Origin of the sequence: Burkholderia mayonis, assembly GCF_001523745.2 — a bacterium.
Classification (GTDB): Bacteria; Pseudomonadota; Gammaproteobacteria; order Burkholderiales; family Burkholderiaceae; genus Burkholderia; species Burkholderia mayonis.
Map to the genome: position 1 here is coordinate 3,539,102 of NZ_CP013386.1, position 14,405 is coordinate 3,553,506.

15 protein-coding genes and 3 pseudogenes are annotated in these 14,405 nt (G+C 65.5%); 10 read left to right on the forward strand and 8 right to left on the reverse strand.

Annotation, left to right across the window (positions count from 1 at the left end; translation table 11 throughout):
* Positions 1–201: 201 nt before the first annotated feature.
* Together WS70_RS17030 and WS70_RS17035 are read left to right on the forward strand one after the other, a co-directional pair.
* A pseudogene (locus WS70_RS17030) lies at positions 202–408 on the forward strand (IS3 family transposase); the annotation flags it as partial.
* A 310-nt stretch (positions 409–718) separates the two neighbouring features.
* The gene (locus tag WS70_RS17035) at positions 719–1,441 is read left to right on the forward strand and encodes a hypothetical protein (protein ID WP_059471903.1); all 723 of its coding nucleotides are present in this window, start codon (positions 719–721) and stop codon (positions 1,439–1,441) included.
* 270 nt (positions 1,442–1,711) lie between these two features.
* Here the strand turns inward: WS70_RS17035 and WS70_RS17040 are convergent, their stop codons facing one another.
* The 3 genes and pseudogenes from WS70_RS17040 to WS70_RS17050 all read right to left on the reverse strand — a co-directional run.
* Entirely contained in the window at positions 1,712–2,185 is a 474-nt protein-coding gene (locus WS70_RS17040; protein WP_108034005.1) for an RES family NAD+ phosphorylase, read from the reverse strand.
* A complete protein-coding gene (gene parS, locus WS70_RS17045; protein WP_059471998.1) occupies positions 2,182–2,637 on the reverse strand; it encodes a type II RES/Xre toxin-antitoxin system antitoxin in 456 nt (151 codons plus the stop codon). Before parS ends, WS70_RS17040 begins: the two co-directional genes overlap by 4 nt.
* 241 nt (positions 2,638–2,878) lie before the next feature.
* Positions 2,879–3,265, reverse strand: a pseudogene (locus WS70_RS17050) (replication endonuclease); the annotation flags it as partial.
* A gap of 138 nt (positions 3,266–3,403) precedes the next feature.
* Between WS70_RS17050 and dapA the strand changes: the two are divergent.
* Positions 3,404–4,291, forward strand: a complete 888-nt coding sequence (gene dapA / locus WS70_RS17055; RefSeq protein WP_203235989.1) for a 4-hydroxy-tetrahydrodipicolinate synthase — start codon at positions 3,404–3,406, stop codon at positions 4,289–4,291.
* Positions 4,292–4,493: 202 nt separating this feature from the next.
* Here dapA and WS70_RS17060 read toward each other — a convergent pair whose 3' ends face one another.
* From WS70_RS17060 to WS70_RS17070, 3 genes are read right to left on the reverse strand one after another with little or no spacing between them, the layout of a single operon-like run.
* A complete protein-coding gene (locus tag WS70_RS17060; protein WP_059596827.1) occupies positions 4,494–5,318 on the reverse strand; it encodes an alpha/beta fold hydrolase in 825 nt (274 codons plus the stop codon).
* Positions 5,319–5,324: 6 nt separating this feature from the next.
* Positions 5,325–5,627 (reverse strand): AzlD family protein, encoded by a 303-nt coding sequence (locus WS70_RS17065; RefSeq protein ID WP_059596828.1) that lies wholly within the window; start codon positions 5,625–5,627, stop codon positions 5,325–5,327.
* Complete coding sequence (locus WS70_RS17070) at positions 5,624–6,352, reverse strand: AzlC family ABC transporter permease (RefSeq protein ID WP_059596829.1); 729 nt, start codon at positions 6,350–6,352, stop codon at positions 5,624–5,626. Before WS70_RS17070 ends, WS70_RS17065 begins: the two co-directional genes overlap by 4 nt.
* Positions 6,353–6,478: 126 nt before the next feature.
* Here WS70_RS17070 and WS70_RS17075 point away from each other — a divergent pair, with 126 nt between their 5' ends.
* On the forward strand, positions 6,479–6,937 hold the full coding sequence (locus tag WS70_RS17075; RefSeq protein ID WP_059471910.1) for an Lrp/AsnC family transcriptional regulator: 459 nt from the start codon (positions 6,479–6,481) through the stop codon (positions 6,935–6,937).
* Between the two features lie 507 nt (positions 6,938–7,444).
* Here WS70_RS17075 and WS70_RS17085 read toward each other — a convergent pair.
* The gene (locus tag WS70_RS17085; RefSeq protein WP_059471912.1) at positions 7,445–8,083 is read right to left on the reverse strand and encodes a glutathione S-transferase family protein; all 639 of its coding nucleotides are present in this window, start codon (positions 8,081–8,083) and stop codon (positions 7,445–7,447) included.
* 111 nt (positions 8,084–8,194) lie between these two features.
* Between WS70_RS17085 and WS70_RS17090 the strand changes: the two genes are divergently transcribed.
* From WS70_RS17090 to WS70_RS17105, 4 genes and pseudogenes are all read left to right on the forward strand, one after another.
* A complete protein-coding gene (locus WS70_RS17090) occupies positions 8,195–9,172 on the forward strand; it encodes a LysR substrate-binding domain-containing protein (RefSeq protein ID WP_082716249.1) in 978 nt (325 codons plus the stop codon).
* A 94-nt stretch (positions 9,173–9,266) separates the two neighbouring features.
* Positions 9,267–9,557, forward strand: coding sequence for a hypothetical protein (locus WS70_RS17095; protein ID WP_059596831.1), 291 nt, complete (start codon positions 9,267–9,269; stop codon positions 9,555–9,557).
* Positions 9,558–9,603: 46 nt separating this feature from the next.
* A complete protein-coding gene (locus tag WS70_RS17100; RefSeq protein ID WP_059596832.1) occupies positions 9,604–11,721 on the forward strand; it encodes a phosphocholine-specific phospholipase C in 2,118 nt (705 codons plus the stop codon).
* A gap of 160 nt (positions 11,722–11,881) precedes the next feature.
* Positions 11,882–12,124, forward strand: a pseudogene (locus tag WS70_RS17105) (NUDIX hydrolase); the annotation flags it as partial.
* 31 nt (positions 12,125–12,155) lie between these two features.
* On the opposite strand, the gene WS70_RS17110 reads toward WS70_RS17105, so the two are convergent.
* On the reverse strand, positions 12,156–12,791 hold the full coding sequence (locus tag WS70_RS17110) for an RBBP9/YdeN family alpha/beta hydrolase (protein WP_059596833.1): 636 nt from the start codon (positions 12,789–12,791) through the stop codon (positions 12,156–12,158).
* A 149-nt stretch (positions 12,792–12,940) separates the two neighbouring features.
* Here WS70_RS17110 and WS70_RS17115 point away from each other — a divergent pair, with 149 nt between their 5' ends.
* The gene (locus tag WS70_RS17115; protein WP_059471916.1) at positions 12,941–13,378 is read left to right on the forward strand and encodes a VOC family protein; all 438 of its coding nucleotides are present in this window, start codon (positions 12,941–12,943) and stop codon (positions 13,376–13,378) included.
* Positions 13,379–13,382: 4 nt separating this feature from the next.
* Positions 13,383–14,324 carry a 2-hydroxyacid dehydrogenase gene (locus tag WS70_RS17120; protein WP_059596834.1) on the forward strand — a complete coding sequence of 314 codons (942 nt, stop codon included), beginning with the start codon at positions 13,383–13,385 and terminating at the stop codon, positions 14,322–14,324.
* Positions 14,325–14,405 lie beyond the last annotated feature (81 nt).

Sequence of the window (14,405 nt, forward strand, 5' to 3'; positions counted from 1 at the left end):
CCGCGCACGCAGCGTATTGAGCGACGGCAACGGAGAGGTGCCCGCGAAAATTCGGACAGTCGGATAGTCAAGCGTCCTGGCCGCGACAGATCGCTGCGGTGTGCCGATGCGGTTTAAATCGGTTCGCTGTTCCGTTGCTCCCCCCACCCGATCTTGGCCGATCTGGCTGATTCGACGCACACAACTTGACATAGGAGCGTCGATGCGCCAACCGAAAGCCTGTGGGGTTCGCTGAAGGTCGCACGACTGCACGGTCGGCACTTCGCGACGCGGCGTGCCGCGATGGATGAAATCGTCGACTGGCCCGGCTTCTACAATGCTCGCCGACTACATTCGACATTGAACTACGTCAGCCCCATGACGTTCGAGAAGAATTGGGCTGCCCTTCAACAGGGGCAAGCGGCCTGATAGCCTCGGCTATGGGATTCGTGAAACGGTAGCACGCTCAGGAATTGGCGCGAACGATTTCAATATCGAAAAAATAAATTTCAATATTTTAAGTTTTGCGAATATCAAAATTAAGATTCAAATCCTTATGAGTCAATTTGATCGGGTCTGGTCGATATTGATTTGCGGTTGTTTTTACTTGCATTGCGCCTTTTAAATTCATGCTGGAATTATAGAATGGGCATTGAGGTTTGCGGTTTATGCCCGGATGCGATACCGCCCTCAATTTAATAAATTGATTGGTCAATTAAATCAAATAGGAGTTTTCATCATGAGGAAAGTTCTCGATAGAATCCGCGTAAAAAAAGAATCCCTTGCCGATCATCCGTTCTTCCCGCAGCTCGCCAACGTCACAGTTCCGGAAATCAAGGAATTGATGCGGACATGGGCGCCGCTTCTCATTCATTTTGCGATGACGTTCAGGGACATCAACCGGATGTACTACCACTACAAGACGCCGGCGGACAAGCTGCAGCGGGCAATCAACGAGCATGTCGACGTCGACAGCTCGCATTGGCAGCTGATGGTGGCCGATCTCAAGACCCTGGATGCGAACGACAAGGCCTTCGATTGCGAAAGCGCGATCAAACTGATCTGGGACGATACCGGCGAACCAGTTCGCGAGTACATGTATTCGGTCATGGCTCGCGCGCGGCGCTGCGGCGACTGCCCGCTGTTGCGAATGGCCGCGATGGAGGCCGGCGAAGCGACCTCGAAGATCTTCTTCACCACATCCCGCAGGATTGCGGCCGCTTACGAGGCGGATACGGGCGACAGGCTGTGTTATCTGGGGGCCGAGCACATCGACAGCGAGATGGATCACCCGATTGATTCATCGGTCTTCCTCGAACAGCCGTTATCCAATGAAAAGCGGGCCGAAGCGATCGCGCTCGTCGACGAGCATTTCAGCAGCTTCCGGGCGTTCCTCGATTACAAATATGAAATCAACCAGCTCACTCTGACCGATCGACATTTCGAACATTCGCCAGGCTGAGGCTCGCGCGGGCGCACGCGTGTCCCGATAGGGGTAATCGTCCGATTCGCGCGAAATCTGCGGCTACCTAGCGCCGGACCGCGGCCGGCAAGGCTCGCGGGTCTTGTTGATCGCCCGCCCCGCTAAGACAGCAGTCCATTGAGATAACGCCTTTCTGGACAACACCGCCAGAAATTGCACGAATCGGACGATTACCCCTTGAAGCTCGGCTGCTGTTTGACCTGCTGGAATACGCTCAAGTGTGATCCGCAGTCTTGATGAAACCGTTTCTTACCCGCCTCCCGCGAGCAATTTCAGAATGCGGCTATCGTGCGGCGCTTGCACGATTTCGACAATCCGCACGACACCGGCGTCAGCATGGGCAGGATTCAGCAGGCAGTTATGCGCGAACGGCACGATAGCGCTCGGCACGCGCAGCAGGGCGCTCGGTTGTGCGCCCAGCCATTCGGTGCCCGCGCCGCGGGTCCAGCCGGGATTCTGCCGCCAGTCGACGGGCGTGTCGGCCTCGGCAATCTCCGCCACCGTCACCGCGTCGGGGATCTCGACGCGCAGCAGCTGATAGCCGTCCGGCAGTTGGTCGACGCTGCGAATCTCCAGATGCACCAGCGTCTCGAGCAAGGCGAGCGCCGGATGCTCGGCGAGATAGACGACGGGCTGGCCCGCGTAGTGCCATCGCCCCGCCGCGCGCAGCCCGCCGATGCCTTTCAGATCGGCATAGTTACTGATTCGCCACAGCAGCATCAGGCAAAGTACCCTTCGTCGATCTGGATCAACGCCTCCTCGACCAGCCGTGCGCCATGCTCGGTACTCGCCATATCGAGGGCCGATCTGCCACCGAAGCGCGTCAGGCCTTCGCGCAGCCACGTCATCGCCTTGTCCGGCGAGCCGAAGGTCGCGGTCGCCTGCGCGAGGATCTTCGCGAGCCGAATCGCCTTGTCCGACTCATCGGTCGACAAACGCTCGTGATGCTGGCGGCGATGGGTCAGCGTACGACGCGGAATGATGAACGCCAATTCGTCGTTCTTCAGCCCCAGCTCCGAGAACCGGTCAATCACGCTGACCTCGACTCGCGCGCTGGCAAGCTCGGCCAGATCGGCGCCGGATCGGACGCGAGCCTCCAGCAAGCGCTCGAGCACGCCGAATTCGGTGCGGCGGGGATCGGCGGTGCCGGTCGGCTTGAATGCGATGGTGGTCATCGTCATCTCCGTGGCAATTTGCCCGTTCATTATAGGCGTTTTGCCGACGCAGCGCACTGACGGGAAGCGTCGCCAGCGCTCACCCAACCGCGGGCGCCGGCTCGACGTGCCTCGTCCGGTCGCCGTCGCTTGCCCGATCGAACCCGCTTGCGCCGCTGCGCGCGCCATGTCAACGTCCCCGGCCATCCGCTTCGGTGCTCGTCCGAAAATGAAGGGCGGATAACTCCAACTATCCGCCCCTTCATTTCGTTCGCGCCGCTCGGCTGACGCGCGCCTCACGTGCTCGTTCGCATCCAAATAACGCAGCTATGTCACGACAGCAAACGGGAACTGCGGGGAGATCATGTTCAATTCCCTTTTCATCGATATGCTTGGAGATGGACTTGGCAATGTAATCCGTGGCACCGCCTTTCGCCGACTTGGCGTGCTCGAAACGAATACGGTGAATCCACGTGTCAGGTTCGTCAGACAAGTCGTTCAACAGGAAATGGCGATTAATGGCCGCGCGCGCGAGCTTCACGTGCGCAGAGTCGCGGACGAACACCATGAGGCTCCAGTGCAGCGGACCATCCTGATGCGCTTCGATCGTTCTCATCCCATAGCAGCAGACCTGCTGGCGATGCAGCCACGCACGACAACGGCTCCATTGCCATTGAAGGTAGTTGTGCGTATCACGCGGCGTTGCACCGTCTCATCGCTTCTCATGAACAGTGCTAAAGTGCTCTTGTTATATATTTTTGTGACACAGTAATACCAGAGGATGCACATGCAATCACGTTTCGAAGGTATCTGGCTTCCGCTCATCACGCCGTTCCACGATGGCGAGATCGACCATCCGGCGCTCGCGCGCCTGGCGCGTCACTACGCGGCCGAGAGGATTGCGGGCTTCGTCGCCGGCGCGACGACGGGCGAAGGCGCGCTCCTGCACGCGGGCGAACAGGAAGCAATTTTCGCGACGCTGCGCGACGCCGCGCCGAATCTTCCGATCGTGCTCGGCTTGACGGCGAGCGCAACGCACGCGGCCGCCGAGCGCGCGCGGGAACTCGCGTCGCTGCGCCCGGACGGGCTGCTCGCGACGCCGCCCGTCTACATGAGGCCGACGCAAGCCGGCGTGCAGCGGCACATCGAAGCGATCGTCGAAGCGGCGGATCTGCCCGTACTCGTCTACAACATTCCATATCGGACCGGCGTAAACGTCGAGCTCGACACGCTGCAGGCGCTCTCGCGCGATGCGCGCGTCGTCGGCGTGAAGGAATGCGGCGGGACCCTCGAGCGCATGCTGCGTCTCGTGCACGAAACGCCGCTTCGCATCTTCTCCGGCGACGACAACCAGAATTTCGCGGCGCTTTGCGCGGGCGCGCACGGCGTGATCGCGAGCGCCGCGCACGTGCTGCCCGCGTGGCACGTGCGCATCCATGCGCTCCTGCGCGAAGGCAGGCTCGACGACGCGCGACGGGTCGCCGTCGCGCTGCAGCCGCTCGTCGCCGATCTGTTCGCGGAACCGAATCCTGCGCCCGTGAAAGCGCTACTCGCCGCGCAGGGCTGGTGCGACAACGCGCTGCGGCTGCCGTTCCTGCCGGTGAGCGACGCGCTCGCGGCGCGGCTGGTCAGGCATTGGGAAGCGCTGCGGCGGAGCGAGACGGCCGAAGTCTGAGCGCGCGGACATCCGTCGATCGCCGGCGGATTCGTCATGCGGCGACGGCTCGAGTCCACCGATTCGAGCGCCGCCTCATCGCGCGATGCGCCGATTTGCCGATTTGCCGATTTGCCGATTTGCAGCCCCGCAAACGCGGCAGTTGGCCTCCGCTGGCGCTCGCCCCGGAAAGCCCGGCCGGCACCGCCGACCGGCATACGGCCTATTCGTCGACGCCGCGTCGATTCGCGCCGATGAATCCGGCGACGCGCTCGGCCACCCAACGCTCGCGCTCGCGATGCGGCACATGCCGCACGCCGCGCACGATTTCGATCTGCGCCGGTCCGCCGACCGAGCGCACGATCGTCTCGGGATGAAGGTTCGACCCGTATTCGTCGTCGCTGCCGTGGATCGCGAGCGTCGGGCACGTCACCTGCGGCAGGACATCGTTCAACGACCAATCGGAAAACGCCGGCGACAGCCACGTCTCGATCCACGCGTCCAGCACCCAGCGCGTCTTCTCGCCGTGATACACCTGCAGACGTTCGAAGGTCTCGCGCTGCTTGAACTGTTCGCGCGCGTCGACGATGCCGGCGCGCGTCCTGCCTTCGACGAACGCCAGGGCGGATTCGGTGATCAACGCTTCGCACGCCGACGGATACGCCGCCGCGCAGTGCACCGCCATGCCGCCGCCGACGCTATGGCCGAACGCGACGAAACGATCGAAGCCGAGCTGTTCGCGCAGCATCGGGAAGAATCGCCGGGCCTCGTCGCGAACGAAGTCGGCGTCGAGCGCGTCCGTGCGGGGATCGGACTGCCCGAAGCCGAGGCGATCGTAGACGATCACCCGCCGCCCCGTGCATTCGGCCAGCGCGTTCGGAAACGTCCGCCACAGGTGAACGCAGCCGAGCGAATCGTGAAGCAGGACGATGGGCGGCAGGCTGTCGGGCGCGTCCGCATGATGCGGCGCGGGCCAGCACCGCACGAACAAGCGCCCCCTTCCGGTGTCGACCCAGCAGTCTTTCGTCGCGTTTCGGCGGTTGTCCATGTTCCGCTACTGACCGAGCAGATGCCGCAACAAGCCGGTCGACACGACGCCGATGATCACGGTCGGCAAAATCGACAGTCGGGTGGCCGCGAGCAGCGTAATCGCCAGCGCGAGCAAATTGGCCGGCTTGTCCGAGACGAACGCCGGCGCGATCACCGCCACCAGCACGCATCCCGGCACATTTTCCATCACCGACAGCATGCGCGGGCTCAGCGTGCGATTACGCAGCACGACGTAGCCGAGAATCCGGCTCAGGTAAGTGGACGAGGCCATCAGCACGATCGTCAGCAGCGTCGATACATCGATCATGACGGCTCTCCCCAGGCGACGGCGGCGACGAGGCCGGCGAGCGCGCCCGCCGCGACGTACCAGGCGCCCGGCACGAGCAGGTAAGTCGCCGCCGCTACGACGAGGCTGACGAGCCACGGACGGCACGCGCGCGCGCCTTTCCACATGCCCCGGAGCAGCACGAGGAAAACCGCGGTGAACGCCATGTCGAAGCCGTATTGCTCGACGTCGCCGATCGTGGGCCCCAATGTCGCGCCGAGCGCGGTGCACGCGATCCACGTGAGGTACAGCCCTGCCGACACGCCCAGGTAATACGGAAAGCTGATGCGGCTGCGCGATTGCTGCCGCGCGTCGGCGAGCGCCATCGCCCAGCTCTCGTCGCACATGAAGAAGAGCGCCGGAAAAGTCCGCCTGCGCGACAGGTGCCGGAGATACGGCGCGAACGCCGCGCCCATCAGGATGTGCCGGCAGTTCACCAGAAACGACATCGCGACGATGAGCAGGATGTGCGGCGGCGACGTCCATAACCGGATCGCGGTGAATTCGGAGCCGCCGCCGAAATTCAGGCCGGTCATCAGCGGCACTTCGACGACGCTCAAGCCTTTTTGCGTCGCCTGCGCGCCCAGCACGAGCGCGAACGGAATGAAGCCGAGCATCACGGGCAGCGATGCGCGCAAGCCGCGCCAGGCTTCGGATTTTGCGGTGGATTCCTCGGAAATGACGGTTGACGTCGGCAAACTGTTCATTACACCTCCTTCGAGGGGCAATATTGTCTGCCAAATTCGATGAAATCGGGTTGCGTTGTTGCTATATTTCGGTATCAAATTAGTATGAACAACCCATTTTTTTAATCTTCCTGGAATTGGATTCCAATGAAATTCGACGCCATCGATCGACGCATCCTGCAAGCCCTGCAACGCGACGGCCGGCTGCAGAACGTCGAGCTCGCGAAAGAAGTCAGCCTGTCGCCTTCGCCGTGCCTCAGACGAGTCCGGCTGCTCGAGAAAGCCGGCGTGATCGAACGGTACGTCGCGGTGCTCAATCCCGCGAAGGTCGGCAAGGGGTTGACCGTGTTCACGCGTGTCTGGCTGAAAGAGCAGGACGCCGACACGGTCGATCACTTCGCCGAAGCAGTCCGGCAACTGCCGCAGGTCGTCGAGTGCCACCTGATGGCGGGCGACTGCGATTTTCTGCTGCGAGTCGTCGCCGCCGACATCGACGACTACCGGCAATTCCAGATGCATCATCTGACGCGGATCAAGGGCGTGCAGAGCGTGAAGACCGAGATCCCGCTGCAGAAGGTGAAGTTGACTTCGGAGGTGCCGGTTTGACTTTGCGCACGCCCGCGGAGGACCAACCGAAAATGGGCCGGCTGCGCACCAGCGGGCGTTGCCGTCGTCGTGCGGACTGACCAGCTTGACGAACGAGACCGTCGGCATGCCGGTGCCGCCCGACGCCGCCCGTTATTACCACGAGTACATCGTAGCCGCCGACCGGCCCCTGACCATCAGCGCCCGGATTTCGCGTCGGATCTTGCGAGGCGCGACGACGTATATCGAAACGCCGCCGCGCGGAGCGGGCACGTTCACGCCGAAGCCCGGGCAGGATTCGAAGTCTCCGCCGAAGGCGACGTCGGTCCCGCGCGCATCCGGGTGCGGCAATTGCATGAGGACGCCAACGGCATATCGACCTCGCCGGTCACGGTCGCGGCGGCTCCGCCTTGCCCATGAAACGGCGCCGTCGTCGGCCCGGACCCGACACCATCGGGCGCGCGCAAGATTGAGCACGCCGACGAGCGAATTCGGGCCGACGACGGCGCGCCTGCATCGCTGAGCGCCTCACCGCCCCTCCCGCTCCAACGCCCGCTTCGCCGCGTCACGCTCCGCGACCCGCGCCGCGTGCGCACCCCATGCTTCGCAGCGGTCCATATCGAGACCGACCGCGCGCCCCCATCGATACAGCACGAGCAAGAACGGATCGACGATCGAATATCCGTCCGGCTCGGCCCATTGCCGCCCGTCGCGCAGCGCCGCCTCGATCTCGCCGTTCGCCGCTTCGATCACGCGCCGGCCATGCGCGGAGATCGCCGAATGAGTCGACGCGTCGTCGATGAACCGTCCCGGCCGCCACAGCGCGCCGTATCCGACGCCATGCACCCACCCGACGAGCCACGCGAGCCACTCGTGACACCGCGCCTCACGCAACGGATCGTCGATCGGCAGCAGACCCGCTTCCGGATGCTTGCGCGCGAGATACGTGAGAACTGCGGGCGTCTCGGTCAGCACGCGCGTCTCGCCGGGAATCGCGAGTGCGGGCACGCGCGCCTTCGGATTGATCGCGAGATAGCGCTCGCCGAGGTGCTCGCGGCGCGATACGAGCACCGGCTCGGCGTCGAACGGCGCGCCGGTTTCTTCAAGCGCGATGTGCGCGGCGAGCGAGCACGCGTCCGGCGAATAGTAGAGTCGATAAGCGCTCATGGTTCCCGTCCCCCCTCCATCGAATGGCAATGACAGCGAGTGTAGGAACCGGCCAGGCACGCGGCAAACGATGAATTGTCGTGCTCAGGCATTAGTGTTACTAATACACGGATGACACGACCCCGCATCCCCCCGTTGCAGACGCTGCGTGCATTCGAAGCTGCCGTGCGGCTGCAGAGCTTCACGCGCGCAGCCGACGAGCTCGCGCTCACGCAAGGCGCCGTCAGCCAGCACGTGCGCGCGCTCGAAGCGCAGCTCGGCCGTCCGCTCTTCACGCGCGAGCGCAACGGCGCGACGCCGACGCAAGCCGCGCACGCGCTCGCGCTGCAAGTGCGGCAAGGCCTGAGCGTGCTCGCGCGCGCATTCGAAGCGACGCGCGCACCCCGCTTCTCCCGCGCGGCGAGCACGACGCTGCACGTGAGCGTGCTGCCGAGTTTCGCGACGCGCTGGCTCGCGCCGCGTCTGCCGCGTTTTCGCGCCGCGCATCCGGCAATCGACGTCACGCTTCATCCGGACGTCGCGCTCGCGCCGCTCAACAAGCGCAGCCGCATCGACGTCGCATTGCGTTACGGCCCCGGCACGTGGCCCGGCGTCGTCGCGGAAAAGCTGATGAACGAGGCGGTGTTTCCGGTCGCGAGTCCGACCTATCGAAACCGCGACGGCGTTGCGCCGCGCGAGGCCGTCGACCTCGCACGCTCGACGCTGCTGCGTCATCCCGCGCAGCCGTGGGAGCCGTGGTTTCAGGCGGCGCGGCTCGATCTCGTCGAATCGCGCCGCGCGCCGCAATTCGACGATGCCGAAGCGCTGATCGAAGCCGTGCTGAAAGGCCGTGGCGTCGCGCTCGCGCGCCGCTCGCTGATCGCGCCGGAGCTCGCGTCGGGCGCGCTCGTGCGCGTGTCGAAGGCGAGCATCGCCGACGTCTACGCTCACTATCTGGTCTGGCGGCCCGGACATCCGAAGGAGCGCGCGATCGCCGCGTGGCTCGACTGGCTGCGCGACGAGGTGCGCCGCAAGACGCCGCGCCGCAAGCTCACCGCCGACGCGCCGCCTGCCCACCGCCGCCAGCCGACCGAAAGCAAATCGTCATAATATGGCCGTCGCAAACGGTTCACGTAACCGACGCATCGTTTCCTCAAACTAGCGGACGTCCAAGACACGCGATCGATTCTCAGGAGGCCCCCCGATGCGCCAGCGTCTCGCCGCCCTCGTCACCGCACTTTGCGTCGTGCCGCTCGTCGCCGCGTGCGGCGACGATGCGTCTCACGCTCGCGCGGAGACGAACGCCGGCGCGCAAACGGCATCGCCGCCGGACACCGCCGCCAATTCGTTCAACGGCGGCGCCGTGGCCAGCCACACCGCGCCGGCGAGTGCGCCGCTCGCAACGCCCGTGATCCACTACCCGCCCGAAGACGAAGCCGGCGACGCATCCGGCACGACGGCGGCATCCGCGCATCCCGCATCGAATCCCGGCTGATCGCGTTCCGCCGCGCCCTCTTCCCCGCAGAGCCAAAGGTGAAAACATGACGTCAGAAAGCCGCCGCCGTTTCCTGCATACCGTTGCACAATCCGCGAGCGCCGCCGCCGCGCTCACCGTGTTCCCCGAATCGATCCGCCGTGCGCTCGCGATCCCCGCCGCGTCGCGCACGGGCACGATCCGCGATGTCGAGCACATCGTCGTGTTCATGCAGGAAAACCGTTCGTTCGACCATTACTTCGGACACCTGCGCGGCGTGCGCGGCTACAACGACCGCTTCCCGATCGCGCTGCCGAATGGCAAACCGGTCTGGTATCAGCCGTCGAAAGCGAATCCGTCGAAACCCGTGCTGCCGTTTCGCCTCAACACGCTGACGACGAGCGCGCAATGCATCGGCGACCTCGATCACTCGTGGTACAAGACGCACGCGGCGATCGACGGCGGCCGCTACGATCAGTGGCCCGCGAACAAGACCGACATGACGATGGGCTATCACGTGCGCGAGGACATTCCGTTTCACTACGCGCTCGCCGATGCGTTCACCGTCTGCGACAACTACTTCTGCTCGCTGCCCGGCCCGACGCATCCGAACCGTTCGTATCTGATGACGGGCACCGTCGACCCGACCGGCAAGTACGGCGGCCCGCTCCTCGACAACAACGATTACGTCGACGGCGACGTGCCGCCGAAGTACGACCTGCTCACGTGGACGACGTATCCCGAGCGTCTCGAAGCGAACGGCGTCTCGTGGCAGATCTATCAGCAAGGCACGACGGGCAGCGATCCGCTGAACGGCAACTACGGGACGAACGTCCTGCAGAACTTCGCGAACTTCATCAACGCCAAGCCGGGCTCGTCGCTGTATCAGCGCGCGCAGACGGCGCGCACGCTCGACGACCTGAAGGCCGACGTGCTCGCGAACAAGCTGCCGCAGGTGTCGTGGCTGCTGCCGCCCGCCGCGTTCTCCGAGCATCCGAAGTACACGCCCGCTTACGGCGCGAACTACACGTCGCAGATCCTCGACGCGCTGACGTCGAACCCCGACGTATGGCGCAAGACAGTGCTCTTCATCATGTACGACGAGAACGACGGCTTCTTCGATCACGTCGTGCCGCCGCAGCCGGCGACGACGCGCGCGCAGGGCCTGTCCACCGTCGCCGTCGACGGCGAGATCCACAACGTCGTGAATCCGGGCCGCGGCGGCAGCTACACCGCCGACGGCCTGCCGTACGGCCTCGGCCCGCGCGTGCCGATGACGGTCGTGTCGCCATGGACGAAGGGCGGCTTCGTCTGCTCACAGGTGTTCGACCACACGTCGGTGATCCGCTTCATCGCCGCGCGCTTCGGGATCGACGAGCCGAACATCACGCCGTGGCGCCGCGCCGTGTGCGGCGATCTCACGTCCGCGTTCGACTTCCGCACGCCGGACGCGACGCTGCCGCCGTTGCCCGACACGAGCAACTATCGGTCGATCGCCGATCAGCTTTGCTCGACGAAGCCCGCGCCGACCGTGCCCGCCGCGCCGAGCCCCGTCGATCCGCAGGAACCCGGCGTGCGTCCGGCGCGCGCGCTGCCGTACGAACTGCACGTGAACGCGTCGGTGCGCGGCGGCACACACTTGCGGATCGAGTTCGCGAATCGCGGCGAGCAAGGCGCGCACTTCTATGTGTATGCGTCGAACCGCAGCGACGGCCCGTGGCGCTACACGGTCGGCGCGCATCGTTCGCTGCACGACGAGTTCGATCTCGGCGCGACGAACGGCGCGTATGCGTTCTCGGTGTACGGCCCGAATGGCTTCGTGCGCGTGTTCGAAGGCGTCGCCGCCGCCGAGGGCCATGGCCGGCACGCAGCCGCGCATCCGGAAGTGAAGGCGGGCTACGACATCGCGAACGGCAACCTGTATCTGAAGCTGCAGAATCACGGCGGCCAGAGCGTGCCGCTGACGCTGACCGACAACGCGTACGGCGCGCAGTCGCGTCAGATCACGCTGCGCGGCGGCGACGAGCGGATCGAGCAATGGGCGCTCGCGCCGAGCCATCACTGGTACGACGTGACGGTGTCGGACGGCGCGGCGGGCACGTTCCTGCGCCGCTTCGCGGGCCACGTCGAGAACGGCAAGGCGAGCTATTCCGATCCGGCGGCGGTCGCGCCCGTCACGGCCTGAAGGTGCACGCGCGACGGCGTGCTTGATGGACGCCGTCGCGCGATCGATTCAGTTCGATGCGGAAAGAAATGCGCGCGACGACAAGCGTCGAAGTGAAACCCGGATGCGTGTTGTGTGCGCCGAACATCGTTTCCGAAGACACGACGTGACGCACATCGCACAAGAGGCGCAGGCGATCGCGCTCGAACGCGTCACGCTGCTGTGCGTCGTCGATCACATCGACGCCGCCAATCGAGCGCACTGGGTCGCGCCCGTCTATCTTGCGCGCGCGTTCGCGGGCGAGCCGCGCATCGTCGAGCCGGACGAGCACGACGCATTCGGCTGGTTCGCGCTGAGCGATTTGCCGCCGCCGCTCACGCACGAGCGGCGCGTCGCCGTCGCGCAGCTCGTGACGGCGGCCTGAAATGTCGAACCCGGCGATTGCGGCAAGCGCATCAAGCCGCCGTCACGAGCACATCGCGCGCGATCGCGCCGATTGCCGGCGAGTCGTCCCGAAACCGCAGCGGCGCCGCGCAATGCACGAGCGTATCGACGAGATATTTCGCGCGCGGCCACGGCCCGTAGCCCGCGGCGGTATTGATGTGCCCGGCGTCGCCGAGATTGACGAACGCGCTGCCGAGCCGGTGCGCAAGCTCGCGCGCGGCGGCGAGCGTCATCCACGGGTCGCTTTCGCTGCCGATCACGATCGACGGCACGGCCAGGCGGTGCGGATCGAAGTCGCCCGCGAACGCGAACTTGCTCGGATTCGCCGGCGCGACGAACAGCGCGCCGACGACGTTCGCCGCCGGCGCGCCCGCGACCGATGCGTGCTGCACGAGCGCATGCGCGGCCGCGAGACAGCCGAAGCTGTGCGCGGCGAGCACGAACGGCCCGCGCTCGCGCACGAACAGATCGCGCACTTTCTGCGCCCAGCGCGCGAGATGCGGCGCGTCCCAGTCGTCCTGCTCGACGCGCAGCGCGCGCGCGAACTGTCTCTCGAGCCAGGTCTGCCAGTGCGCGCCTTCGCTGCCGTGCAGACCGGGCACCGTGACGAGCCGCGGCGGCCACGTCGATTTGCTGCATGAGCGCATGTGTCCCTCGCGAAGCTAGGAGCCTGGCGTCGATTGTCGCGTGCGCGCGATGCGCGGCGAACCAATTTTTTGTGCTTTGCATTTCCGCGCATGGCGACGCAAAGCGCGGCAAAACCGTAGAATGAGGGCTTCATTTGAGGAGACGATGCATGTCCGCCACGCCGTCAGGCGCGTTGCGCCCGTTTCATCTCGCGTTTCCGGTCACGAGCCTCGAGCGCGCGCGCCGCTTCTACGGCGGCCTGCTCGGCTGCCCGGAAGGCCGCAGCTCCGATCGCTGGGTCGATTTCGATTTCTTCGGACACCAGCTCGTCGCGCACCTCGCGCCCGACGAGACGGGCCGCCCGGCCGTCAACCCGGTGGACGGCGACGACGTGCCGGTGCGCCATTTCGGCGTCGTATTGTCGATGGACGAATGGCACGCGCTCGCCGGCAAACTGAAGGCGGCCGGCACGGCTTTCGTGATCGAGCCGCACATCCGCTTCAAGGGCGAGGCCGGCGAGCAGGCGACGATGTTCTTCTTCGATCCGTGCGGCAACGCGCTGGAATTCAAGGCATTCGCCGACATCGGTCAATTGTTCGCGAAGTAGACGCATGCGAATACTGCTCTATACGCCGCATCGGGACGCGCAAGACTGGAAGCGCGACATCGAGCGCGCGCTGCCCGGCGCACGGCTGCGCGCATGGACGCCCGGCGACGACGCGCCCGCCGATTACGCGCTCGTCTGGCGCGCGCCGCGCGCGTTCTTCGCGCCGCGCGCGGATCTGAAGGCCGTGTTCAATCTCGGCGCGGGCGTCGACGCGGTGCTCGCGCTCGAACGCGCGCATCCGGGCATGCTGCCGCGCGACGTGCCGCTCGTGCGCCTCGAGGACGCCGGGATGGCGCGGCAGATGGTCGAATACACGACGCACGCGGCGCTGCGCTATCTGCGCCGCTTCGACGAATATGCGCTGTTGCAGCGCGAGCGCCGCTGGCAGGCGCTCGCGCCGCATCCGCGCGACACGTTCGTCGTCGGCGTGCTGGGGCTCGGCGCGTTGGGCGCCGAAGTCGCGCGCGCGCTCGCGGCGCTCGGGCTGCCGGTGCGCGGCTACAGCCGCGCGGCGAAGACGCTCGACGGCATCGCGACGTTCGCGGGCGTCGCGCAGCTCGACGCGTTCCTCGACGGCGTGAAGCTGCTCGTGAACCTGCTGCCGAGCACCGCCGACACCGACGGCATCCTGAACGCACGCGCGTTCGCGAAGCTCGCGCACGGCGCGTATCTCGTGAACATTGCGCGCGGCGCGCATCTCGTCGAAGCGGACTTGCTCGACGCGCTCTCGAGCGGCCGCATCGCCGCGGCGACGCTCGACGTGTTCGCGACCGAGCCGCTGCCTGAAGATCACCCGTTCTGGCGCGAGCCGCGAATCGTGATCACGCCGCACTGCTCGGCGGATACACTGCGCGCCGAAGCGGTCGAGCAGATCGCCGCGAAGATCGGCGCGCTCGAGCGCGGCGAGCCGATCGGCGGCGTCGTCGACCGCGCACTCGGCTATTGACCGCGGCGGCCCGCGAATACGCTCGCAGGAAAATCCCATGCAGCGATCCATTCATCAGAAGACAGGAATCAGGAGACTCGG

What these genes read in the sequence shown, in the direction of transcription:
- WS70_RS17035 (WP_059471903.1), top strand. Translation starts at nt 719, where the DNA reads ATGAGGAAAGTTCTCGATAGAATCCGCGTAAAAAAAGAATCCCTTGCC.
- parS (WP_059471998.1), bottom strand. Translation starts at nt 2,637, where the DNA reads ATGACCACCATCGCATTCAAGCCGACCGGCACCGCCGATCCCCGCCGC.
- dapA (WP_203235989.1), top strand. Translation starts at nt 3,404, where the DNA reads ATGCAATCACGTTTCGAAGGTATCTGGCTTCCGCTCATCACGCCGTTC.
- WS70_RS17060 (WP_059596827.1), bottom strand. Translation starts at nt 5,318, where the DNA reads ATGGACAACCGCCGAAACGCGACGAAAGACTGCTGGGTCGACACCGGA.
- WS70_RS17065 (WP_059596828.1), bottom strand. Translation starts at nt 5,627, where the DNA reads ATGATCGATGTATCGACGCTGCTGACGATCGTGCTGATGGCCTCGTCC.
- WS70_RS17070 (WP_059596829.1), bottom strand. Translation starts at nt 6,352, where the DNA reads ATGAACAGTTTGCCGACGTCAACCGTCATTTCCGAGGAATCCACCGCA.
- WS70_RS17075 (WP_059471910.1), top strand. Translation starts at nt 6,479, where the DNA reads ATGAAATTCGACGCCATCGATCGACGCATCCTGCAAGCCCTGCAACGC.
- WS70_RS17085 (WP_059471912.1), bottom strand. Translation starts at nt 8,083, where the DNA reads ATGAGCGCTTATCGACTCTACTATTCGCCGGACGCGTGCTCGCTCGCC.
- WS70_RS17090 (WP_082716249.1), top strand. Translation starts at nt 8,195, where the DNA reads ATGACACGACCCCGCATCCCCCCGTTGCAGACGCTGCGTGCATTCGAA.
- WS70_RS17095 (WP_059596831.1), top strand. Translation starts at nt 9,267, where the DNA reads ATGCGCCAGCGTCTCGCCGCCCTCGTCACCGCACTTTGCGTCGTGCCG.
- WS70_RS17100 (WP_059596832.1), top strand. Translation starts at nt 9,604, where the DNA reads ATGACGTCAGAAAGCCGCCGCCGTTTCCTGCATACCGTTGCACAATCC.
- WS70_RS17110 (WP_059596833.1), bottom strand. Translation starts at nt 12,791, where the DNA reads ATGCGCTCATGCAGCAAATCGACGTGGCCGCCGCGGCTCGTCACGGTG.
- WS70_RS17115 (WP_059471916.1), top strand. Translation starts at nt 12,941, where the DNA reads ATGTCCGCCACGCCGTCAGGCGCGTTGCGCCCGTTTCATCTCGCGTTT.
- WS70_RS17120 (WP_059596834.1), top strand. Translation starts at nt 13,383, where the DNA reads ATGCGAATACTGCTCTATACGCCGCATCGGGACGCGCAAGACTGGAAG.